19 protein-coding genes and 1 riboswitch are annotated in these 24,039 nt (G+C 54.8%); of the genes, 10 read left to right on the forward strand and 9 right to left on the reverse strand.

Annotated elements, in window-relative coordinates; all coding sequences use genetic code 11:
- Positions 1-328: 328 nt before the first annotated feature.
- From malE to malG, 3 genes are all read left to right on the forward strand, one after another.
- Positions 329-1,525 (forward strand): maltose/maltodextrin ABC transporter substrate-binding protein MalE, encoded by a 1,197-nt coding sequence (gene malE / locus IMQ33_RS14095; protein ID WP_024528018.1) that lies wholly within the window; start codon positions 329-331, stop codon positions 1,523-1,525.
- Positions 1,526-1,618: 93 nt separating this feature from the next.
- Positions 1,619-3,196 carry a maltose ABC transporter permease MalF gene (gene malF / locus IMQ33_RS14100; protein WP_098929631.1) on the forward strand — a complete coding sequence of 526 codons (1,578 nt, stop codon included), beginning with the start codon at positions 1,619-1,621 and terminating at the stop codon, positions 3,194-3,196.
- Positions 3,197-3,208: 12 nt separating this feature from the next.
- Positions 3,209-4,099: a maltose ABC transporter permease MalG gene (malG, locus tag IMQ33_RS14105; RefSeq protein WP_024483994.1), complete on the forward strand. Its 891-nt coding sequence runs from the start codon at positions 3,209-3,211 to the stop codon at positions 4,097-4,099.
- An 88-nt stretch (positions 4,100-4,187) separates the two neighbouring features.
- On the opposite strand, the gene psiE is transcribed toward malG, so the two are convergent.
- The gene (psiE, locus tag IMQ33_RS14110) at positions 4,188-4,595 is read right to left on the reverse strand and encodes a phosphate-starvation-inducible protein PsiE (RefSeq protein WP_025119581.1); all 408 of its coding nucleotides are present in this window, start codon (positions 4,593-4,595) and stop codon (positions 4,188-4,190) included.
- Between the two features lie 223 nt (positions 4,596-4,818).
- On the opposite strand from psiE, the gene IMQ33_RS14115 reads away from it, so the two are divergent.
- Positions 4,819-6,255: a capsule assembly Wzi family protein gene (locus tag IMQ33_RS14115; protein ID WP_196062359.1), complete on the forward strand. Its 1,437-nt coding sequence runs from the start codon at positions 4,819-4,821 to the stop codon at positions 6,253-6,255.
- Between the two features lie 62 nt (positions 6,256-6,317).
- Here IMQ33_RS14115 and pgi read toward each other — a convergent pair whose 3' ends face one another.
- The gene (gene pgi / locus IMQ33_RS14120) at positions 6,318-7,964 is read right to left on the reverse strand and encodes a glucose-6-phosphate isomerase (RefSeq protein WP_065684838.1); all 1,647 of its coding nucleotides are present in this window, start codon (positions 7,962-7,964) and stop codon (positions 6,318-6,320) included.
- Positions 7,965-8,301: 337 nt separating this feature from the next.
- Positions 8,302-8,495: riboswitch (Lysine riboswitch) on the forward strand.
- A gap of 110 nt (positions 8,496-8,605) precedes the next feature.
- Between pgi and lysC the strand changes: the two genes are divergently transcribed.
- Complete coding sequence (lysC, locus tag IMQ33_RS14125; RefSeq protein WP_196062360.1) at positions 8,606-9,973, forward strand: lysine-sensitive aspartokinase 3; 1,368 nt, start codon at positions 8,606-8,608, stop codon at positions 9,971-9,973.
- Between the two features lie 259 nt (positions 9,974-10,232).
- Positions 10,233-11,153 (forward strand): ketopantoate/pantoate/pantothenate transporter PanS, encoded by a 921-nt coding sequence (panS, locus tag IMQ33_RS14130; RefSeq protein WP_024483999.1) that lies wholly within the window; start codon positions 10,233-10,235, stop codon positions 11,151-11,153.
- Between the two features lie 103 nt (positions 11,154-11,256).
- Here panS and IMQ33_RS14135 read toward each other — a convergent pair whose 3' ends face one another.
- The gene (locus tag IMQ33_RS14135) at positions 11,257-12,906 is read right to left on the reverse strand and encodes a Na/Pi cotransporter family protein (protein ID WP_024528025.1); all 1,650 of its coding nucleotides are present in this window, start codon (positions 12,904-12,906) and stop codon (positions 11,257-11,259) included.
- Between the two features lie 320 nt (positions 12,907-13,226).
- Between IMQ33_RS14135 and IMQ33_RS14140 the strand changes: the two genes are divergently transcribed.
- A complete protein-coding gene (locus IMQ33_RS14140) occupies positions 13,227-14,480 on the forward strand; it encodes an FAD-dependent oxidoreductase (RefSeq protein WP_196062361.1) in 1,254 nt (417 codons plus the stop codon).
- Positions 14,477-14,749, forward strand: a complete 273-nt coding sequence (locus IMQ33_RS14145; RefSeq protein WP_065684835.1) for a 4Fe-4S dicluster domain-containing protein — start codon at positions 14,477-14,479, stop codon at positions 14,747-14,749. Before IMQ33_RS14140 ends, IMQ33_RS14145 begins: the two co-directional genes overlap by 4 nt.
- Here the strand turns inward: IMQ33_RS14145 and IMQ33_RS14150 are convergent.
- The 5 genes from IMQ33_RS14150 to IMQ33_RS14170 form a co-directional block, all read right to left on the reverse strand.
- Positions 14,746-15,681, reverse strand: coding sequence for an electron transfer flavoprotein subunit alpha/FixB family protein (locus IMQ33_RS14150; protein ID WP_196062362.1), 936 nt, complete (start codon positions 15,679-15,681; stop codon positions 14,746-14,748). The genes IMQ33_RS14145 and IMQ33_RS14150 overlap by 4 nt on opposite strands.
- Entirely contained in the window at positions 15,678-16,484 is an 807-nt protein-coding gene (locus IMQ33_RS14155) for an electron transfer flavoprotein subunit beta/FixA family protein (protein ID WP_196062363.1), read from the reverse strand. The genes IMQ33_RS14150 and IMQ33_RS14155 overlap by 4 nt, the downstream gene beginning before the upstream one ends.
- Positions 16,485-16,496: 12 nt before the next feature.
- The gene (locus IMQ33_RS14160) at positions 16,497-17,831 is read right to left on the reverse strand and encodes an MFS transporter (RefSeq protein WP_065684832.1); all 1,335 of its coding nucleotides are present in this window, start codon (positions 17,829-17,831) and stop codon (positions 16,497-16,499) included.
- Between the two features lie 55 nt (positions 17,832-17,886).
- Positions 17,887-19,341, reverse strand: coding sequence for an FAD-binding oxidoreductase (locus IMQ33_RS14165; RefSeq protein WP_065684831.1), 1,455 nt, complete (start codon positions 19,339-19,341; stop codon positions 17,887-17,889).
- Positions 19,342-19,411: 70 nt separating this feature from the next.
- On the reverse strand, positions 19,412-20,197 hold the full coding sequence (locus IMQ33_RS14170; RefSeq protein WP_024528032.1) for an SDR family oxidoreductase: 786 nt from the start codon (positions 20,195-20,197) through the stop codon (positions 19,412-19,414).
- Positions 20,198-20,660: 463 nt separating this feature from the next.
- Between IMQ33_RS14170 and IMQ33_RS14175 the strand changes: the two genes are divergently transcribed.
- Both IMQ33_RS14175 and IMQ33_RS14180 read left to right on the forward strand, forming a co-directional pair.
- On the forward strand, positions 20,661-21,941 hold the full coding sequence (locus IMQ33_RS14175) for a nitrate/nitrite transporter (RefSeq protein ID WP_196062364.1): 1,281 nt from the start codon (positions 20,661-20,663) through the stop codon (positions 21,939-21,941).
- A 20-nt stretch (positions 21,942-21,961) separates the two neighbouring features.
- Positions 21,962-23,410, forward strand: coding sequence for an FGGY-family carbohydrate kinase (locus IMQ33_RS14180; RefSeq protein ID WP_196062365.1), 1,449 nt, complete (start codon positions 21,962-21,964; stop codon positions 23,408-23,410).
- 34 nt (positions 23,411-23,444) lie between these two features.
- Here the strand turns inward: IMQ33_RS14180 and IMQ33_RS14185 are convergent, their stop codons facing one another.
- Positions 23,445-24,011, reverse strand: coding sequence for a glycerol-3-phosphate responsive antiterminator (locus IMQ33_RS14185; protein ID WP_065684828.1), 567 nt, complete (start codon positions 24,009-24,011; stop codon positions 23,445-23,447).
- Positions 24,012-24,039: the final 28 nt, after the last annotated feature.

A 24,039-nucleotide genomic window follows, 5' to 3' on the forward strand; every position in this document is an offset into this window, starting at 1 on the left:
GGTAAAAATCAATGTTGCCAATAGTGGGGTAATGGCAAGGAGGGGTAATCATCCGTAACAGGATTTTTCATGGGGGAGGAGATGGGAGGATGAGAGAACGACGATGCGCGGCGAAAGTTCCCGGCAGAAGGCAAATCTGTGATCTTCCTTGCAAAAATAGCCCTGCCTTTTAGTGTCCGACACCACAGAATAGGGCGGTTTGCTAGCTGGATCACACTACTCAGGCATGGGGCGTAGACGGGGGGAGGATGAGAACACAGCGGGTTGTGACCCACTATTAGCGCGTAACCGCTCTCCTTACCGCAGTCCCCACAGAAGGATTGGATTTATGAATCGCACAATGACAACAACCGTACGCACGCTGGCGCTTTCAGCATTAACGACGCTGGTGCTCTCCTCCTCCGCTTTCGCCAAAATAGAAGAAGGCAAACTGGTTATCTGGATCAACGGCGATAAAGGCTATAACGGCCTGGCCGAGGTGGGTAAAAAGTTTGAGAAAGACACCGGCATCAAAGTGACCATCGAACACCCGGACAAACTGGAAGAGAAGTTCCCGCAGGTTGCCGCTACCGGTGACGGCCCGGATATCATCTTCTGGGCTCACGACCGTTTTGGGGGCTACGCGCAATCGGGCCTGTTGGCAGAAATCCACCCTTCCAAAGCCTTCCAGGAAAAAATCTATCCGTTCACCTGGGATGCGGTACGCTTTGACGGCAAGTTGATCGGTTACCCGATCGCGGTGGAAGCCTTGTCGCTGATTTATAACAAAGACCTGATCAAAGAAGCGCCAAAAACCTGGGAAGAGATCCCGGCGCTGGATAAAGAGCTGCGCGCCAAAGGCAAAAGCGCCATCATGTGGAACCTGCAAGAACCCTACTTCACCTGGCCAGTCATTGCCGCCAATGGCGGTTATGCCTTCAAGTTTGAAGATGGCAAATACAACATCAAAGACGTGGGCGTAGCCAACGCCGGTTCACAGGCTGGCCTGCAGTTCATCGTCGATCTGGTGAAGAACAAGCACATCAACGCCGATACCGACTACTCGATTGCCGAAGCCGCTTTCAACAAGGGCCAGACGGCGATGACCATCAACGGGCCTTGGGCCTGGACCAACATCGAGCAAAGCAAAATCAACTATGGCGTCACGCTGCTGCCAACCTTCCAGGGCAAACCATCCAAGCCGTTCGTTGGCGTGCTGACCGCAGGCATCAACGCCGCCAGCCCGAACAAAGAACTGGCGACCGAGTTCCTGGAGAACTACCTGATCACCGATCAGGGCCTGGCTGACGTTAACAAAGATAAACCGTTGGGTGCCGTGGCGCTGAAATCGTTCCAGGAACAGCTGGCAAAAGATCCGAAGATTGCCGCCACCATGCAGAACTCGCAAAACGGCGAAATCATGCCAAACATCCCGCAGATGAGTACCTTCTGGTATGCAATGCGTAGCGCCGTGATCAACGCCATCACAGGCCGCCAGACGGTGAAAGCCGCACTGGAAGATGCTCATACCCGTATCACCAAGTAATACCCTGGCCATTGGCGGGCTGTGATGCCCGCCTTTGCCCTGCTGTGTGAGAGGCCGTTGGCCTCTCGCGGTAACACCTGAAAGGAAAGCCCTATGCAACTTGCTCACGCCGGAACACCCGCGCGAAAAAAATCGAAGTGGTGGCAGAGTGACATACTGAAATGGCTGATTGTCGGCCTGTTCAGCCTGGTGACCTGCTATCTGATTGTGGTGATGTATGCACAGGGAGAATATCTGTTCGCCATCCTGACGCTGGTGTTGGTCAGTGCAGGACTCTACGTGTTCGCCAACCGCCGTGCCTATGCCTGGCGCTACGTCTATCCTGGCGTCGCCGGAATGGGGCTGTTCGTCCTGTTCCCGCTGATTTGCACCATCGCCATCGCCTTTACCAACTACAGTAGCACCAACCAACTGACCTTCGAACGCGCTCAGTCGGTGCTGATGCAACGCCAATTCCAGACCGGTAAAACCTTCACCTTCGGGCTGTATCCGGCAGAGAACCAACAGTGGCGTTTGCAGTTAACTCATCCTGATAGCGGCCAACTGCTGATTTCTGCGCCGTTTAGCCTCAACGCCAGTGAGCCACAAACGTTGAAATTGGCGGTAGAAAGCGCTGAGCCTGCCGGTGAGCGCGCTACGCTGCGCGTGATCACCCAGAATCGCCAGACGCTGAGCCAGATTGTTGCCATCCTGCCAGAAGGTGGCGAGCTGCGCATGAGTTCCCTGCGCCAGTTCTCCGGCACCAGTCCGTTATACACGCTAGCCAAAGACGGCAGCACGTTGACCGATAACCAGACCCAGGTACAGTATCGCCCTAACCCGGATATCGGTTTCTATCAGGCCATCAACGCCGAGGGTAATTGGGCCACCGACACCCTCAGCCCGGGTTATACCGTCACCATCGGCTGGAAAAACTTCTTACGGGTGCTCAACGATGAAGGCATCCAGAAGCCGTTTATCTCCATCTTTGTCTGGACCATTATTTTCTCGGTGATGACCGTGATCCTCACCGTGGCCGTAGGCATGGTGCTGGCCTGCGTGGTGCAGTGGGAAGCGCTGAAAGGCAAAGCGGTGTATCGGGTATTGCTGATCCTGCCCTACGCGGTGCCTTCGTTTATTTCCATTCTGATTTTCAAAGGGTTATTTAACCAGAGCTTCGGTGAAATCAACCTGATGCTCAACGCGCTGTTCGGCATTAAACCGGCCTGGTTCACCGATCCACTCACCGCCAAGAGCATGATCCTGGTCGTCAATACCTGGCTGGGTTATCCGTACATGATGATCCTGTGTATGGGCCTGCTGAAAGCCATTCCCGACGATCTGTATGAAGCCTCGGCAATGGACGGCGCCAGCCCGATGCAGAATTTCTTCCGTATCACCCTGCCGCTGCTGATCAAGCCGTTGACGCCGCTGATGATTGCCAGCTTTGCCTTCAACTTTAACAACTTCGTGCTGATCCAACTGCTGACCCGCGGCGGGCCAGACATGATCGGCACCACCACACCGGCCGGCTATACCGATCTGTTGGTGAGCTACACCTATCGCATCGCGTTTGAAGGCGGTGGGGGTCAGGACTTCGGGCTGGCGGCGGCCATTGCCACGCTGATTTTCCTGTTGGTTGGCGCACTGGCGATCCTGAACCTGAAAGCCAGCAAGATGAACTTTGACTAAGGGAGAACGACAATGGCCATGGTGCAACCCAAATCCCAGCGCGTACGCCTGTGGATCACCCATATTCTGATGCTGAGCTTTATTGCCCTGATCATGTTCCCGTTGCTGATGGTAATAGCGATTTCGCTACGCTCCGGTAACTTTGCCACCGGCAGTCTGATCCCGGATCAGATCTCCTGGGACCACTGGCGGCTGGCGCTGGGGATGAGCGTCACCCAGGCGGATGGCAGTATCACCCCACCGCCTTTCCCAGTGCTGTTATGGCTGTGGAACTCGATTAAGGTCGCGGCGATCACCGCCGTGGGAATAGTGACGCTCTCTACCACCTGTGCCTACGCCTTTGCCCGCATGCGTTTTCGTGGCAAAAGCACCCTGCTGAAAAGCATGCTGATCTTCCAGATGTTCCCGGCGGTGCTGTCTTTGGTCGCACTGTACGCCCTGTTCGATCGCCTGGGACAGTACATTCCGTTTATCGGCCTCAATACCCACGGCGGTGTGATATTCGCCTATATGGGCGGTATTGCGCTGCACGTCTGGACCATTAAAGGCTACTTCGAAACCATCGATAACTCGTTGGAAGAAGCCGCCGCACTGGACGGTGCCACACCTTGGCAAGCGTTCCGTCTGGTGCTGCTCCCCCTTTCAGTCCCGATCCTGGCGGTGGTGTTTATTCTGTCGTTTATCGCGGCGATCACCGAGGTGCCGGTGGCTTCACTGCTGTTACGTGACGTGAACAGCTACACGCTGGCCGTCGGCATGCAGCAATACCTCAATCCGCAGAACTATCTATGGGGTGATTTCGCCGCCGCAGCGGTGTTGTCCGCCATTCCGATCACCGCAGTATTCCTGCTGGCGCAGCGCTGGTTGGTCGGTGGCCTGACGGCGGGAGGAGTGAAAGGTTAATTTATGCCACTGCAATACGTTTGATGTACTTTGCTTCTCTCTATGAACTGTGTCTTTGGCGGCCTTCGCTGGGCCGCCATTTTTATGTTTACTCCCGCTTCAGCCGATCGGTGTTGGCCAGATACAAGGTCACCACCAGTACTAATATGGCGCCGGAATAAATCAGCGTGTCAAAAGGGTTCTCATGATCAACGATGATCAAACGAATAATCGCGGTAATGCCGATATAGATAAAGTAGCGCAGCGGAAAGTGATAACCCGACTCAAAGTATTTAACAATCAAGGCGATAAATTCGAAGTAGAGGAAATAAATCACGATCCCCTCAATCAGCTGATACGAAGAAGACTCCTCGTTGCTGACGAATAATACTTTCGCCAAATGAAAGGTTTCTTTGACCAAAAAAACCACCAAAATCGCCGCCAATAGCAGCAACCCCACGTTTAGTACCCGCTGCAACCCTTTTGCGATCATCAATGATCGTGATGTTTTTGCCATGACTTCTCCCGTCGTTCGGCTAGTTATTAGTGCAGAAATGCCTAATGGGCTTTTTCCTAAAGTTGCTCTGAGGGTTTATCTTCAGGCGAATTACCCTATTTTCAATTAGTTGTGTAAATTGATTACGCTTGTATATATTTGTAGCAAATTGAAATGTCCTCTATCATGGGCGTAGTCTCAGGCATTATGCCTCTAAATTCCCGTAATCTAGAAAGGAACTTTCATGCGAGCTAAACTCCACGCACTGGTCGCGGCAGGCCTTTTCACCTGTTCGTTTGCCAGCTACGCCGGCGGACTGGTGACTCCTGATAACGATCTGCGCAATGACCTCGCCTGGTTATCCGATCGCGGTGTGATTAACGTCAGCCTGTCTACCTGGCCGCTAAGCCAGGAAGAGATCAACTCGGTGCTGGCGCAAGCCAAGCCGGTGACCAACACAGAAAAAACCGTCATTGACCGCGTACAGCGCCGGGTGGGTGACTTAAAAGCCAATGTTACCGTCACCGGTTATACCTCTACCGACAAACCGGGCACGCCGCAGGGCTTCGGTCAGAGTCACTATGCCGACAGCAGCCTGACCATCGGCGCCGGCGCCAACGGTGAGTTCTGGGACGTGCGTCTGCAAGGTGCCGTAGAAGGCGACCAGCGCGTCTCTGATGGCTCCAAATTCAATATGAACGGTTCATACGGTGCCATCAAAGTGTGGAACCAGTGGCTGTCATTCGGTGAGGTCTCTCAATGGTGGGGGCCTGGCTATGACGGCAGCCTGATCCGTTCCGACGCCGCACGCCCTGTGGCTGGCTTTATGCTGCAACGAGCCGATCAATCCCCGTTTGAAACGCCTTGGCTGTCCTGGATTGGTCGTTGGCAATATCAGATCACCGCAGGCCAGTTGTCACAATATACTGCCGTACCTAACACCAAGCTGATCGGTGGCCGTCTGACCATGATGCCAACCGACTTCGTGGAGCTGGGTGCCTCGCGCATTATGCAGTGGGGTGGCGATGGTCGTCCGCAATCCTTCAGTTCATTCTGGGACGCCTTTGCTGGCCGTGATAACGATGACTCCGGTCAGGGTAACGATCCTGGCAACCAGCTCGCCGGTTTCGACTTCAAGCTGAAAATGCAGCCATTGATCGGTATGCCTGTCAGCCTGTATGGCCAGTTGGTGGGTGAAGATGAGGCAGGTTTCCTGCCATCACAAAACACTTATCTGCTTGGTTTGGAAGGCCACCCAGAGTGGGGTCCAACCGTTATCAACTGGTATATTGAAGGGGCTGATACCCGCGCAGATATGCGACGTAAGGGTTATGTTTATACACATCATAACTATAAAGACGGCTACTACCAACAAGGTTACCCGCTGGGCCACGCGATGGGCGGTGACGGTCAGATGCTGTCCGGCCGTGTAGAGCTGGTGCTGGACGATGGTCAGCGCTGGAGCACTCGCCTGGTGTATGCCAAGGTGAACCCGATGAACCAGAGCATTAACCAGGCATTCCCGAAATCCGACACGCTGAAAGGCATTCAGTTGGGTTGGGGCTATAACTTCGCTTCACAAGTGAAGTTTGATACCAGTCTGTGGTACACCGATAACAACAACAGCACCGCCGATGACGTGGGTGCCGGTGTCAGCATGGCAGTACCAATCAATCTGTAATCCCTACAGATATCAAAAAACCCGCCGCGGCGGGTTTTTTATTGGCGGCTATTCAGAGCAACTTAACGCCAGGCTTTAAAGCGATTGATCAAACCGTTGGTTGAGGTGTCGTGGCTGGTCACCGCTTCTTTACCCGCCAGTTCCGGCAGAATACGGTTAGCCAGCTGTTTACCCAGCTCTACGCCCCATTGGTCAAAGGTGAAAATATTGAGGATCGCGCCTTGGGTGAAGATCTTGTGCTCATACAGGGCAATCAGGCTACCCAGGCTGAACGGAGTGATCTCACGCAGCAGGATGGAGTTGGTTGGGCGGTTGCCTTCAAACACTTTGAATGGGGCAACGTGCTTGACCTCTTCCGGCGTTTTACCCTGTGCAGCGAACTCTTCCTCAACCACGTCCAGAGATTTACCGAACGCCAGCGCTTCCGTCTGTGCGAAGAAGTTCGACAGCAGTTTGGCGTGGTGGTCGCTCAATGGATTATGGCTGATGGCCGGAGCGATAAAGTCGCAAGGCACCAGCTTGGTCCCCTGATGGATCAGCTGATAGAACGCATGTTGGCCGTTGGTGCCTGGTTCACCCCAAATAATCGGGCCGGTCTGGTAATCTACCGGATTGCCGTTACGGTCAACGTATTTGCCGTTAGACTCCATGTTGCCCTGTTGGAAATAAGCGGCAAACCGGTGCATATACTGGTCGTACGGCAGGATCGCTTCGGTTTCTGCGCCGAAGAAATTGTTGTACCAGATACCGATCAGCGCCAACAGCACCGGCAGGTTTTGCTCGGCAGGCGTCTGGGCAAAGTGCTTGTCCATCTCATGCGCGCCGCTCAGCAGCTGCTCGAAGTTTTCAAAACCCAAAGACAGCGCGATAGACAGGCCGATTGCCGACCACAGAGAGTAACGGCCCCCCACCCAGTCCCAGAATTCGAACATATTGTCGGTGTCGATACCAAACTCGGCCACCGCTTTACCGTTGGTAGACAGCGCGGCGAAGTGTTTCGCGACGTGCTGCTGATCGCCAGCGGTGTTCAGGAACCAGTCGCGCGCGCTGTGGGCGTTGGTCATGGTTTCCTGAGTCGTGAAGGTTTTAGACGCCACCAGGAACAGCGTAGTCGCCGGATCCAACGGTTTTAGCGTTTCGGCGATATGGGTGCCGTCTACGTTGGAAACAAAGTGCATGTTCAGGTGGTTTTTATAGGGGCGCAGCGCTTCGGTTGCCATATAAGGGCCGAGATCTGAGCCGCCGATGCCGATGTTGACCACGTCGGTAATCGGTTTGCCGGTGTAACCTTTCCAGTCGCCGCCAATGACGCGGTCGCAGAACTGTTTCATCTTCGCCAGCACCGCATTGACTTCTGGCATCACGTCCTTGCCATCAACAATGATTGGCGTGTTGCTGCGGTTACGCAGGGCAACATGCAGCACGGCACGATCTTCCGTACGGTTGATTTTCTCACCGGAGAACATCGATTTGATCGCGCTTTGCAGGTCGGTTTCTTTCGCCAGTGCCTGCAGCTTCTCCAGGGTTTCTGCGGTGATGCGGTTTTTGGAGTAATCCACCAGCATCTGATCGTTGAAAGTGGCAGAGAACTTGGAGAAACGCTCACTATCCTGAGCAAACAGGTCACGGATCTGGACGTCTTTGATTTGTTCGAAATGTTGCTGCAGGGCTTGCCAAGCAGCGGTTTGACTAGGATTGATATTTTTCATAGCGGCGCTCTTATGCTTGAGAATGAATATGAGGTGATGGACCGATTGTAGCCTGTTCGACTGTGATTATGATCTCTTTTCTTGCGATAGGCGTTAACTCTCAGACCGCTGCACCCCATTTTTACCTTTCCACAACAATCTGCTGATATTTCACCTAACAGCCTGTTATCACAACGCTGAAACGTCCCTCTCACCACGCTTTTCTCTTGATGCGCAGTCCGCAATATTCGGTCGCTCTGCTCCCCGCTGAGCGCAGATGAAAATCCCTCAGCGTCTTCCCGTTGACAGTAGCCAATAAACCCGTTATTCCTAACAGCCTACTTGCACATCCACTGTGCAAGCCAGAAGAGGCGCGTCGCCCAGGTAGAGTGTCAGAGGAGCCATTATCCGATGACGGCACTGGAGGGGGAGCGACGCCGAGGCGAGATGCTTACGGCAATCATCACGTCGGCTACAGGGGCTGAATCCCCTGAGTTGTCACCATGGGCTGCTCTGTATGAGCAGTCAGCAAGGTGGGGCGCTTCTGGGTGTATCGTAGCCTCAACCTCTACGCCTGCTCCCTGTTTACCGCTCTTCCCTTGTGCCAAGGCTTATGGAAATTAAATGCCAATTTGAATGGCGTCCCTGACACGAGGTTTTACATGACTCAAGCAGCACCCCAAAACGCAACCGTAGTAGCCAAATTCGGCGGCACCAGCGTGGCCGATTTCGAGGCGATGAACCGCAGCGCCGACGTGGTACTTTCTAATCCCGATGTCCGCTTGGTGGTTCTGTCCGCCTCTGCCGGTATCACCAACCTGTTGGTGGCCCTGGCCGAAGGCTGCGAAACCGACAAGCGCAACGAACAACTGGCCGAAATCCGCCGCATTCAATACGCCATTCTCGATCGCCTGGCTAACCCGATGGTGGTTCGCGAAGAAATCGACCGCATGCTGGAAAATATCACCACGCTGTCGGAAGCCGCTGCGCTGGCCACCTCTGCCGCACTGACCGATGAACTGGTTAGCCATGGCGAGCTGATGTCTACCCTGCTGTTTGTGGAAATTCTGCGCGATCGTAAGGTACAGGCAGAATGGTTCGATGTGCGTAAAGTGATGCGTACCGACGACCATTTCGGCCGCGCCGTACCGGACAGCGCCGCGCTGACCGAGTTGGCTCAAACCCTGTTGAAGCCGCGCCTGCAACAGGCGTTGGTGATCACCCAGGGCTTTATCGGTTGCGAACCCAAAGGCCGTACCACTACGCTGGGCCGTGGTGGCAGTGACTTTACTGCGGCCCTGCTGGGTGAAGCATTAAACGTCAGCCGCGTGGATATCTGGACTGATGTTCCGGGTATTTATACCACCGACCCACGGGTGGTGCCTGCCGCCAAACGTATCGATAAAATTGCCTTTGAAGAAGCGGCGGAAATGGCCACCTTCGGTGCCAAAGTGCTGCACCCGGCCACTCTGCTGCCTGCCGTGCGCAGCAACATCCCGGTCTTCGTCGGCTCAAGCAAAGATCCTGCCGCGGGTGGTACGCTGGTGTGCAATACCACGGAAAACCCGCCGCTGTTCCGCGCGCTGGCCTTACGCCGCAAGCAAACCCTGCTGACGCTGCACAGCCTGAACATGTTGCACGCACGCGGCTTCCTGGCCGAGGTGTTCAACATTCTGGCTCGGCATAATATCTCGGTCGATCTGATCACCACTTCCGAAGTCAGCGTGGCATTGACCATGGATACCACCGGTTCCACCACCACCGGAGGCAGCCTGCTAACCACCTCTCTGCTCACCGAACTGTCCTCGCTGTGCCGGGTGGAAGTGGAAGAAAATCTGGCACTGGTCGCCCTGATCGGCAACAAGCTGTCACAGGCCTGCGGCGTCGGTAAAGAGGTATTCGGCGTGCTGGACCCGTTCAATATCCGCATGATCTGTTACGGAGCCAGCAGCTATAACCTGTGCTTCCTGGTGCCGGGCGATGATGCGGAACGCGTGGTACAAACGCTGCATCACAATCTGTTTGAATAAGCCCCTCACCCTAACCCTCTTCCACAGGGAGAGGGGACTGAACATGCCACAGGTTAATATCTGCACCTACCTGTAGCTCCGGACTCGCCCCCTTTCCCCACCACAGTACAACAGGCATCCCTGGACGCCATATCGGGAGAGGGCCGGGGTAAGGGGAGATTGATTGGCCTTAACTGAATCTACAGAGGCTCAGCGCACTGGGCCCACCACAACACACACCATTACACCCGTTCAATATTGGCAAAGGATAACCTCTCTCATGCTGGCAAAAATCACACGCTTATTCCCATTATGGGCCGTGCTGCTGTCCATTGCGGCCTATTACACCCCGTCGACCTTTACCGGTATCAGCCCTTACGTCAGTACGCTGCTGATGCTGATCATGTTTGCCATGGGCGTCACTCTGCGCCTGGATGACTTCAAGCGTGTGCTGTCGCGCCCCGGCCCGGTAGCGGCGGGGATCTTCCTGCATTACCTGATTATGCCGCTGGCCGCCTGGCTGCTGGCGATGCTGTTCCGTATGCCGCCGGATCTCTCCGCCGGTATGGTACTCGTTGGCAGCGTAGCCAGCGGCACCGCCTCCAACGTGATGATCTATCTGGCTAAAGGCGATGTCGCCCTGTCGGTGACCATTTCGGCCGTTTCTACGCTGGTTGGTGTCTTTGCCACCCCGCTGTTGACACGCCTGTATGTCGATGCCGAAATCAGCGTGGATATCATGGGGATGTTATTCAGCATTCTGCAGATCGTGGTGATCCCGATTGGGCTGGGCCTGATCGTCCACCACAGCTTCACCAAAACCGTCAAGCGGGTTGAGCCCTATCTGCCAGCCCTGTCGATGGTGTGTATTGTGGCGATCATCAGTGCGGTGGTGGCTGGCAGCCAGAGCCATATTGCCTCGGTAGGCTTTGTGGTGATTATTGCGGTGATCCTGCACAACGGGATCGGGCTGCTCGGGGGCTATTGGGGAGGAAAAATGCTCGGGTTTGACGAATCTACCTGCCGTACGCTGGCTATTGAAGTCGGTATGCAAAACTCCGGGCTGGCGGCAACGCTGGGCAAGATTTACTTCTCACCGCTGGCCGCACTGCCGGGCGCACTGTTCTCGGTATGGCACAACCTGTCCGGTTCACTGCTGGCGGGTTACTGGTCTGGCCGCCCGATCAAGAAAGTGGATTAATAGCAAACAAACTCACAAGGGGCGCTGCATGCGGCGCCCCTACCCATTCACCAACATTGCCACTTTGTCATCAATCTGAGGGCCAACAACGGCCCTTCATTCTCTATGGTGTTCTAGGACTTTCCTCCCAGTCACGGTCATCGTCCTTCTCATCCTGATCCAGTGCATTATAGGCCACCGCGCAGAACAACGAGTTAAGCCGCTTCATATCCCCCAACAGCGCCAGATGCAGCGAGCTGGTTTCGATACTTTGCACGTTTTGCTGATGCAGGCGATCGACGTGCGCATGGGCGTAACGACGATCCAGAATGCGGAAACGGTGCTTGGAGCGGCGTAACCGCTTGGCACTGGTGATATCACCGGAGAGAAACACCGACAAGCTAAGGCGCAGATTGTCAGTCAACTTTTCATGCAGTTGGTCCAGCTCGGCCAGACCTTCGGCGGAGAACGAACTGCGCGCGCCATGTGATTGATCCGCCACATCACTAGCCATACGTTCGATAATATCGCCAGCCTGCTCCAGGTTGAGGGCCATTTCGATGATCTCCGCCCAACGGCGGGAATCCGCCTCTCCCAGGTCTTCCTTCTGGATCTGTGCCAGGTAAAGTTTGATGGCGGTATACAACACGTGAACGTCATCGTCCAGACGGCGAACTTCTTTGGCCTGGATGCGCTTACCATGCAATACCTCATGGTGCAGGATCATCATATGCTCTATCACATCTCCCATCCGTAGGGTTTCGCGCGCCGCATTGGCCAGTGCCAAACTTGGCGTATCCAGGGCACTGACGTCGAGGTGGCGTGGCCGCAAACGGGGATCTTCTGTAGGAGCATCGACGATCCACGTTTCGCACAGGCGGGCCATCGGCCCTGACAACGGCACCTGTAGCAGACAACGCACCAGGTTGTAGAACATGTGGAAATAGATCACCAGTTCCTCTGCATTACCTGGCAACCGCTCAATACCGTGCGCAATCAGGGAAACAAACGGCAGTACCAGCGCACTACCCAGCAGTTTGAATAACAGGCTACCCAGCGCCACGCGACGTCCTGCGGCATTCTGGCCGCTGGTGTTCAACATCACCAACAGGCCGCTGCCCAGGTTGGCACCAATCACCAGGCACAGCGCCACCTGTAGAGAAATCACGCCCGAGGCGGTCAACGTCGCGGTCAACAGCACAGCTGCCAGGCTGGAATAGCTGATAATGGCAAACAGGGCACCGATCAGCGCGTCAAGCATTACATCGCCGGTCAATGACGAGAAGATCACTTTGACGCCATAGCCCTGTGTGATCGGCGTAGCGGCGGCCACAATCAGTTCCAGCGCCAATACAATCAGGCCAAGACCAATGGCGACGCGCCCCATCTGGCCTACACGGGTTTGCTTGCGGCTAAGGAACAAAATCACGCCGACAAAAATCAGCAGCGGCGAAAGCCAGGAGAGATTGAACGTCAGCACCCGCGCCATGATCGCCGTGCCAACATCGGCCCCCAGCATAATCACCAGCGCAGGCCCAAGACCCACCAGCCCTTGAGCTACAAAAGAAGAAACCAGCAATGCCGTCGCATTACTACTCTGCACCAACGCGGTTACGCCAATACCTGCCACAAAGGCCAGCGGCTTTTTCTCTATGCTGCTGCTCAGAACCTGGCGCAGATTGGCACCATAGACCCGCATGATGCCGGTCCGGACGATATGGGTTCCCCACACCAGCATGGCAATGGCGGAAAGCAGATTAAGAAGGGTCAACACGGAAGGCTCGCTCCATTGACGCCCGGCAGGCACCACAGGCTATCCCGCCTGCCAGACGCCAGTTAAGCAGGATAGCGGCAAATCGCTTATTGCTATCAAGAAGGAATACTCTAGAGGGAGAGCGCACCATGCATTATCAATCAATACGACAGCGAAATCATGCAACTACCCGGAATATAACAGTTTCCAATTGTAGCCTAATTTGGCTGCCCTCGGGCGAAAATTGGCCACGAACGCGCAAAAACTGTGCAATATCAATGAACTCTGACACGCGAGTGTTATTCTAATCATTACACTTCAACCCTTGGTAAACAGAGCTGATGGAACACCCTGGTTTTGCAGCCATTATCGTTGGCGGCGGCGTTGCGGGCTGCACTGCAGCGCTATTATTGGCACGCGCGGGCATCAATACTTTGTTACTGGAGCGGGGTACTCAGGCGGGCAGTAAAAACGTTAGCGGTGGCAGGTTATACTCCCATGTCCTGGCCAATCTGCTGCCGAATTTTGCCGCTACCGCCCCTCTGGAACGTCATATCACCCAAGAAAGACTCTCAATGGTGAGCGGCAATAGTGCGGTGACGCTGGATTATCGCCACACCTTGCCCTGTTCCTACAGCCTGCTGCGCGCCCGTTTCGATCCCTGGCTGATGGCGCAGGCGGAGGCCGCCGGGGCGCAATGCCTGACCGGGACACCGGTCGATGAACTGATCGTGCAGCAAGGCCGGGTGGTCGGCGTTATGACGGCGGGTGAAGCGTTATACGCCAATACGGTGATCCTGGCAGAAGGGGCCAATACGCTGCTTGGCGAGCATGCCGGATTGCAGCCAAAGCCACCAGCAGCAACGATGGCGATCGGCGTGAAAGAGGTGTTGGCACTGCCGCGCGAACGGTTGGAAGATCGTTTCGCATTGGAGGATAACCAAGGTTGCGCCTGGCTGTTCGCTGGCCAGCCCACGCAGGGGAAAATCGGCGGGGGTTTCCTGTATACCAACCGCGATAGCCTGTCGCTCGGCGTGGTGTGCAATCTTTCCAGCCTCACAGAAAGTAAAATCGCCCTGCCGCAGATGCTGCAACAGTTCAAACAGCACCCTGCTGTGCGGCCACTGCTGAAAAATACCGAGCTACGGGAGTACAGCGCACATCTGATCCCCGAAGGGGGAGCGGAAAGCATGCCACCGCTGTTTGGTCCTGGCTATCTGCTGGTTGGCGATGCCGCACGGTTATGTATTAATACCGGGCATACCGTGCGGGGTATGGATCTGGCGATGCTATCAGCACAGGCGGCAGCGGAAACCTTGATTGCCGGGCAAGAGTTGCAGCATTATCCCTTGCGACTACAGCAAAGTTCACTCTGGGCGCTGATCCAGCAATATCGCCGCCTGCCGGAGATGATGCTGCAATCGCCACATTGGTTTAACCGTTACCCGCAGTTGGCAGCCGATATGCTGCAAGAGATGTTTGAGGTCAATGGAAATGCCCCCACACCGTTGCGCAAGCTACTATGGCGCCACGCGCGCCGCATCGGCCTGAAGCAATTACTGAAAGATACTGTCAATGGAATGCGCAGCCTATGAACCAGCCCGATCTCAGTCACAACCATTATCAGGGGGATCACACCGATCCACACATCATCCTGGCCGATGCACAGGATCGTACGATGCTGATGCGTTTAGTGATCGCCTGCCCCGCCGGGCTGTACCAGTTCCAGCCGGACGGCAGCCTGCGTTTCGACGTACAGGGTTGCCTGGAATGTGGCACCTGCCGCCTGCTGTGTGGGGAAGAAACCATCACCCGTTGGCGCTATCCGCAGGCGGGCAACGGGATTGAGTTTCGCTTCGGTTAACAGACGTGGGCCAGAGCCTCTAACACCTCGTGCATATCACCCACAATCCCTACGTCGGCCTGGGCAAAAATAGCCGCTTGCGGATCCTGGTTGATCGCCACAATCAGCTTGCTATGGCGAATACCAATGGCGAACGCCGGAGCACCGGAAACCCCGGCAGCAATGCACACCTCGGGGGCAATGATGGCACCGGACATGCCCAGCAAGCGATCCATCTCGCACCAGGCATTCATCACGACCGGCCTGCTGGCGGCCAACTCTGCGCCCATGTTGGTCGCTAACTGCTGCATCTGGACAACCTGCTGGGCACCGCCAACGCCTTCCCCGATGGCCAGCACGTAGCGCGCCCGGCTCAGTGGTGACGCCGCGGGTTGCGGTGAACACGCCGAGGCCAGTATCCACTCGGCATCGGGTATATTGGCTGGCTCAAAGCGTTTGGCTACCACCGGGCCTGGCACTATTTCCACGCTTGCCGTACTGCTTCGGGCCACGCTCAGGCACCAAGGTTCCCGTGTCATCGCCAGCTCGGCGGTGAGATTGTTGCCATAGACGGCTTTGGTTATCCGGCATTCGCTGCCGTTAATTTGCGCCTGTTCCACCGCACAACAGGCAGAACCGCCACTCCGGCAGGCCAGGCGCGTAGCCAACTCGCCACCTTCATCACCAGCAAACAGCAGTAATCGCGGGGTGAAAGCTTGCCACATCTGCTCCAATACCGCTAATCGCGTCTCTGCCAGCCGGGGAGCGTTAACCCAACGTATTTGTGCCACCTCACCGTCCAGGCATGGCAGGCTCTGTGGCACCTCATCGCTGAATAGCCAGAGCTCCAGGCTCTCTGCAGTAAGCTCGCTCAGCCGCAAGAACTGATTAATCTGGCTGGCCTGCGTAGGAAAGTTGGGGGCATCCGCATCCAATATCAGTGCAATATTCATGATGGCCACCGTTCACGGAGATAATCCTGGCACAACCGCTGCACTTTCTGCTCAACGCTGTCCCCCTCAATCACTACCCCGGCGCGACGATGCTCCACATAGCTTAAGCCACACAATTGCACATCACTGGCAGGTTGCTCGGTTATTGCCAGGTCGGTGGGTGACAAACGTTGGACCAGCCGTTTACCCGCCGCCAGCTTCTGCTTTAACGTGGGAACGCGTAACGCACTCGCCTGTTGCGAGTTCCCCACCACCAGCACTAAAGGAGGCATCACCGTCATCACCTCCTGCCCGTAAGCCGTTTGCCGAGTAACCCGTAAGGCCCTCACTTCTTCTGCCGCAGCTAATTGGCAAACGCCGGTGATACAGGGCCAGCCGAGGCGTTCTGCCAATAGCAAAGGCGTTTGGCTATTTTGCCCTTCCAGGCTTTGCGCCCCCATGACGATCACCTGTTGGGATCCCATATGCTGCTGATAGGCCGCGATTAGGGCAGCAACCGTTGCTGGGTTAAAACGCAGATCCCACTCCGCAGGAGGCTCAATGCGTACCGCCTGCTGATATTCCAGCGCCATCAGTTGCTTCAGCGCCGGTTCGGCCATAGCATCGGCGACCGTCAAGACGCTCAGGTTAAGTTCCCTCTCATCACGCAGCATCAGCACCATTTCCGCCGCGCTTTCGTCATAGCCGCTTAACAAACGTCGGGCAAAGCGAGTATCAATCTGCAACCGCTCATCGGGTTGCCAATCGCTTTTTGCCAACATGCCCAGATCCGGTGCGACCTTAATCGCCAACAGCAGGTTCATCCGTTTCTCCTGTCAGTGGGCGATTAACGGCTTTACCGAGGAGGCGCCCACCAGCGTCATATCCTTGGTTTCCGGTGCCCACATGATCGAAACCACCGCCCCTAGCACCAATACGCCAGTCAGGATCAGCATGGTGCCTTGCAGCCCCAACGAAAGCATCGACAGCGGCAGCAAAGCGGTGCCAATGGCCGAACCGAGCCGGCTCATCGAGGTGGCAAAACCGACCCCCAGTGAACGAATATCGGTCGGGAAGCTTTCCGCCGGGAATACCCCGACGAGGTTACTGACCGCCGAAATCGTCAGCGTAAACAAAGCAAACAGCATTAACATGGCCCCCTGACCCGGTGGCACAAAGGCCAATGCCCCCAGGCTGGCAGCCAGGATCCAGAACGAGCCAATCAGGAAGCGACGGCGCGGTAGCCATTGGGTCAGGGCAATTCCCATCACCGCCCCCACCATCAGCAAGCCATTAAGCAGCAGATCGGTGGCGAAGCTTTGGCTCTGCCCAAGGGTGGTCAGAATCGAGGGGAGGAAGGTATAGATGGCGAAATAAGGGATCACCAGGCAGACAAAGAACAGGCTGTTGAACGCGGTGCGTCGCCAGTAACGCGGTGAAAACAAGGTGTGCATATGGCGTGCGGTTTCGATCGGAATTTCGTCATTGAGGATCACCTGCGGACCAAAACAGCGCAGCACTACCAGATGAGCCTCGGCGATGCGCCCTTTGCGCATCAGCCAACGTGGCGACTCTGGCGTTCCAATGCGTAATAGCATAATCAATAACGCAGGCACGGCGCTTGAAGCCAACAGCCAGCGCCAGGACTCCGGCCCCAAATCGGCAAGGAAATGGCCAGCAAATCCGGCGGCGACGTAGCCTAACGTCCAGATCACGCTAAAGGATCCCAACAGGATGCCGCGATGCTTACGCGGAGCAAACTCGGCCAGCATGGTATGGCCTACGGCGTAATCTCCCCCTAGCCCGATCCCGACCAATACCCGTAGCCAGAATAGCTGTTCCGGCGTAGTGGCGAAAAATTGCATCACGGAAGCCAACGTGATGATGACAAAACTGAAGCTGAAAATTTTCTGACGGCCAATATGGTCGGAAACCCAACCCAATACCAGGCTGCCAAGGAACAGGCCAATCAGCGCCGAGCTGCCGATCATTCCTTCCCAAAATGGCGTCAGCCCCATCTGCGGCTTGAGCTGAGCCAGCGCAAAACCGATCACTCCCAGTACATAGCCATCGGTGAGGTGAGCGCCAAAGGTCAGCCCCGCCATTTTGCAGTGAAAGGCGTTTAGCGGAATATCATCCATGCGCACTTGCCGAGGCAGCCGTGTTGTCATCGTTACCCCCCAATGACTGTGCGAAAGGCCCGGCAAGCCGGGCCAGATAGGATTGTTATTTTTCAATTGGATAAATGGTGCCGGTATTCATGATGCCATTCGGGTCGTACACCTCTTTCAGCGCCTTGAGGATGTAGTAGGCACTGCCGTGTTCATCCTTGGTCCAGTGCACACGGTGTTTACCGATGCCGTGGTGATGCACCATCGAACCGCCCTGCTTGATGGTCTCCTCCACGATGATTTTATTCAGTGGATTGTGATACTTGTCGATCTCTTCTTCCGGCTTGCAGTCCACCACGTTGTAGTCGTACACAAAGTACATGTTGGTGCCGTTGATGTAGCTGTGTGACGAGTGGCCGCCCAGCATAGTGATATCACCGGCATGTGGGAACTCATCGCGGATGCGGCGGATCACATTCTCGTAAATCGCATTGATACAGCCCCAGTCGCCGGAAACCTCGGTGGTGAAGCCCATATTGTTGGTCTTCATGATCTGTACACGTTCTGCCGCCACTTTTTCCGGGCCCCAGTTCAGATTGTTGAACCAGGATTCAATCAGCTTGCTGTCGACCTTTTTACATTCCGGATAGCGTTTAACGATCTCATCAATCCCCGCGCCGGTCGCCTGCGCAATCCCTTTGGCCCCTTCGGCCATAAAGATCAGCACACATTTGCCTTCGGCAAAGTGGGTAAAATGCTGGGTCCCGTCTTCTGCGTCATACAAGCGGGCAATGGAAGGGCGATAGCCTTCGACCATCACTTCCCGCAGGATATCGAAACCGGTTGGCATGTTATCGAGGATGTAACCGTAGAACAGGTTGTTTTCCGGCATGTATTTGAAGATTTTCACCGTCACTTCGGTGATAAAACACAACGCCCCTTCGTTACCGATAATCACATGGCGGATATCCGGGCCAGCGGCCCGGCGTGGCACGTTTTTAATCCGGGTGATGTTGCCGTTCGGAAATACCGCTTCCAGCCCAACCACCATGTCTTCGATCGCGCCGTACAGCGTAGAGAACTGGCCGATACTGCGTGTTGCCACCAGGCCACCCATCTGGGCCAACGGTTTGGACTGCGGAGAGTGGCCGGTCGTATAACCCTGGGCACGCAATTGATTTTCCAACACTTCCAGCGGTACGCCGCACTGTGCCGTGGCCTGCATATTGCGGATATCAATGTTGATGACCTTATTCATTCCCGAGCCATCCAGCACCACGGAATTCTTCACTACCGTTTCCAGCCCGCCCTCGGTGGCCGAAGCCCCGGTGCGCGGTACGCCAGTAATGCCGTGCTTATTCATAAACGCCAACACATCGGACACTTGCTGAGTGTCGGCCAATTTAACCACGGCGGCAGGCAGTGGCTGGGTAAACACGCCATGAATATCAGCATATTTTCGGAAACGGTCTACGCTGTTTTTCTGCAGCACTTTTTCGTCGGTAATCACCCGCTCTGGGCCAACAAGTTCTTTTAACTGAACAACAATTTCTTCACGGGACAGAGACATAAATAACCCTTCCTAAATTAAGAATAGATAAAATCGGCTTAAGTAAAATTAAAAGGAACCACCCATTAATTTAGCGAACCAAATAACCACCATCGACAACCAATAAATGGCCATTAACATAATCAGAGGCTCGACTGGCTAAAAATACCATCGCCCCCATCAGATCCTGCGTTTCACCCCAACGATTAGCCGGAATATGGTCAAGAACACGCTTATTCGTTTCTGGATTTTTACGCGTTTCGACCGTAATATCTGTCGCATAATAGCCCGGTGCAATGCCATTCACCTGTATATTGTATTGCCCTAATTCATCGCAATAGGCCTTGGTAAAACCTGCCAACGCATGCTTAGTGGCCGAATAAGCCGGTGACCATTGGCCGCCCAGATAAGAGAACAGGGAACAGATATTAATTATTTTCCCCTGCTTTTTCGGGATCATGATTTTTGCCGCTTCATAGCTCAATTCAAAGGCAGCGGTCAGGTTGATATCGATCATCGGATCCCAGTCAGCGCGGCCAAAATCCAGTACCTTATTCAGCTTACAGATACCGGCGTTGTTCACCAGGATGTCCACCGAGCCGAAGGTCTCCAGACACTGGGCAATCACTCTGGCAGGCGCGCCTTTCTCAGTAATGTCCACCTGCATAAACTCAACTTTCACCCCTTGCTGCTCAATCATTTCGCGGGTTTCGCCCTTATCCATGATAAAGCTTGGAATGAACAGATTGGCACCGGCTTTGGCCAACGCCATGGCAAATGCCTGTCCCAGACCGCTGTTGCCACCGGTGACGATCGCGGTTTTGCCTTTTAGCGAGAAGAAATCTAACGAGAACTCATTTAACGCGTTTATTGACATGATTTTGCCCCTTGGTCTGGAAAAAACGCAAAAAAAAGAGAAAAGCAACCTCCCTGCACTTGGCAGAGAAGTTACTTTTCTCTTCATCTCTAGTAACTGGCAAAAAAAGTAACACATAGGGTCAAGGTTATTCCGTGACGCCTATCACAGTTTCATTTTTTCCAGGTCAGATTGATATTAAAGTTTATTTATTTCGCAGTATCTCGGTGAATTACTACGCAATCAGATCCCACCTAATGTCCCCTACTTCGGTTTTGTGATAACTCTCACAGATGAATTATAGGTTGCCGTGCTATTTATTATCGCAGTTACTGAAAGAGACGAAGAGAAAAGTAACTTCCTGCACTGCGGGAAGCTTGCTTTTCTCTTTTTTTGTTTAACGCGATGTACCCAATAACGGTTAAAAGACGGAGAGCACACCAAACATTAACCATTAATGGGTGTATTTATGCGGAACTTCACCATGGAAAAAAATAATTCCCACCGTTGGTTAACGCTGGCAATAATAAGTATCAGCGGCGGAGTAAGTTTCGATCTCGCCTATCTGCGTTATATTTACCAAATCCCAATGGCCAAGTTTATGGGGTTCTCCAATACCGAGATCGGCTTGATTATGAGCACCTTCGGTATCACCGCAATTATTCTGTATGCCCCTAGTGGGATCATTGCTGATAAGTTCTCCCATAGAAAGATGATGACCTTCGCGATGATCGCCACCGGCCTGCTGGGGTTGCTGATGGCGGTCTATCCGCCGTTCTGGGTGATGATCCTGATCCAGGTCGCCTTCGCGATCACCACCATCCTGCTGTTGTGGTCGGTCTCGATCAAGGCGGCCTCGCTGCTCGGCAACCATGAAGAGCAGGGCAAAATCATGGGTTGGATGGAGGGGTTACGCGGCGTGGGTGTGATGGCCCTGGCCGTATTCACCATGTGGATCTTCTCGCTGTTTGCTCCGGAAAACCCCAACAGCCTGAAGGCAGTGATCCTGATCTACAGCGGCGTATATATCCTGTTGGGCATGCTCTGCTGGTTCTTTGTCACAGATGGCTTTGTCACCAATGACGAGAGTGAAAAACCGCATAAATTCAGCCTGGGGGATATTCTCTCGGTGCTCAAAATCAGCACCACCTGGTATTGCAGCATGATTATCTTTGGCGTCTATACCATCTACGCCATCCTCAGCTACTCCACCAACTACTTGACCGAAATGTACGGTATGACCCTGGTCGCCGCCAGCTATATGGGGATTGTGATCAACAAAATCTTCCGGGCCATGTGCGGGCCACTCGGTGGGATCATCACCACCTACACCCGGCTGAAATCACCAACGCGAGCTATTCAGTTACTGGCGTTAGTCAGCCTGGCCACCCTGGCCGTCTTGCTGATCACCAACCAGAACCCGACCTCGGTCGCCGTGGGGATTGGCCTGATCCTGTTGCTGGCCTTCACCTGCTACGCCTCACGCGGGCTGTACTTTGCCTGTATCGGCGAAGCCAGAACGCCAAAATACATTATGGGCACCACCGTGGGGATCTGCTCGGTGATCGGCTTCCTGCCCGACGTGTTTGTTTACCCGATTATCGGCCACTGGCAGGACACGCTGCCCGCCGCCGAGGCTTATCACAATATGTGGCTGATGGGGTTAGGGGCAACCTGCCTGGTCGTGGTGTTCACCTTCCTGCTGTTTAACAACATCAAGCGCGCCGGCGCCAAAAGCACAACAACACAGCCGGCCACCGAATAATTATCTCAAGGAGTTGCGACATGAAGAGCAAGTACCTGATGGGTGTGGACGTGGGCACCCAGAGCGCCAAAGTGGTGATTTTTGATCTGGACGGCAACGCAATTTGCGAAGGGAAACAGCAGTTACGCAAGATGGATATCCCTGCCCCGCTGCTGGCAGAACACCCGGACGACGATCTGTGGGATTCGCTTAAGGTGGCTTTCCGCCGCGCCATGCAGCGTTTTGGCGAACGTGGTGGCAAGCCGCAGGACATTCTGGCGATGGGCATTTGCATCGTCCGCTGCTGCCGGGTGCTGTTGAAGGATAACGGTGAGCTGGCCTATCCGGTGATTAACTGGATGGACAAACGCCTGAACAAGCCTTACGAATATATCGACGCCTATCAGGGCGTGCGTTATGTAACGACAACTTCGGGTTACATCACCCATCGCCTGACCGGTGAGTTCAAAGACACCTGCGCCAACTACATCGGTTGGTGGCCGATGGACAATGACCGCCTCGATTGGAGCACCGATCCCGCCGCTTGGCAAAGCTGCAACCTGACGCGCGACATGGTGCTGGACGTGGTGAAACCCGGTGAAATCCTCGGCCACATCACCCAGCAGGTGGCGCAACAGCTCGGCATTCCCGCAGGTATTCCGGTGGTGGCTACCGCACATGACAAAGCGGTTGAAGCGCTGGGAGCCGGTTCGCTAGATGAAGGCGTTGCGCTGATTTCCCTCGGCACCTATATCGGGGCCATGGTACACGGCCATGCCAACGTGAAGGACGCGCAAAACTTCTGGCCGTTCCAGGCCTCGATCCCTGGACGTTACCTGTATGAGTGCATGGGCGTGCGCCGTGGCATGTGGACCATCAGTTGGTTCCGCGATCAGTTTGGCGCAGCCGCACTGTCGGATGCCCATGACGCCGGGACCAGCATTGAGGAGTTACTGAATCAGGAAGCAGAGCGCGTTCCTGCAGGTTGTGAAGGCCTGATCACCGTCCACGATTGGGCACCACCGTCTGAAGCGGAATTCCGTAAAGGGGCCATGATTGGCTTCGATGGCCGCCATACCCGTGCCCATATGTACCGTTCGGTGCTGGAGGGCATTGCCTTCACCATGAAAAACCATATGGACAAGATGGCGCTGGAGCTGCAAACCCCGTTCAAGCACCTGATTATTTCCGGCGGCGGGGCCAACAGCGATCTGTTTATGCAGATCTTTGCCGACGTGTTTGGCATCCCCACCAGCCGTAACGTGATGAAAGGCTCCGCAGCGGTGGGCTGTGCCATCAACGCCGGAATGGCGGTGAACGTCTTTAGCGATTACGAACAGGCCGCGCAGAAGCTGGTACGAATGGGGGACAGTTTTGCACCGAATATGGCTAACCATCGGTTCTACAATCAGTTGAATCAGCAGGTGTATCAACAGGTAAACAAACATCTGGACCCGCTGCTACAGGCACTCAGTCCGTTGGTCGACTAAAAGGCAGGGGCACCGGCATTCGGTGCCCTTGCCCTTACAATTTCAACTTCCATACGTCGTGATTGGTGGTGGCAACGGCGATGGCCCCGGCATTCAGCGCGGTTTGCGCATCATCCTCATCACACACCAAGCCACCGGCAATGATCGGCAAGTCGATCTTTTCTGCCACCCAACCGAGCACCTTAGGCATGCAGCCCGGCAGGATTTCGATGCAGTCCGGCGTCGACTGTGCCACCTGTTTGTCGATATTGTGGAAGGAAATCGAGTCCATGATAAACAGCCGGTGAATGGTGTAGAAGCCTTGCTGACGCGCTGCCTTCACCATCGAGGCTTTGGTGCTGATAATGCCATCCGCCGCCGTGACGATTTTCAGGAAATTAATCACGATCTCCTTGTTGGAGCTGCCTTCCAGCAAATCAACATGCACAAAAGCATATTTGCCCGCGTCCTTCACCTGCTGCACGATGCGGCCAATATTGCAGATATTGCCGTACAGTACCGAGATGATCTGGCAGTCCGATTTGACCGCGATCTGCAGGCTTTCATTATCTTTGACCGCTGCGATCACCGGATGCAGCTTTAACAGTTCTTCGATAGACACGTTGTTCCCCCTGTCTCTTTCAGCCTGC

Source organism: Serratia sp. Res13-Sevr-LER1-36-b (assembly GCF_015673035.1).
GTDB classification, from domain to species: Bacteria; Pseudomonadota; Gammaproteobacteria; order Enterobacterales; family Enterobacteriaceae; genus Chania; species Chania fonticola_C.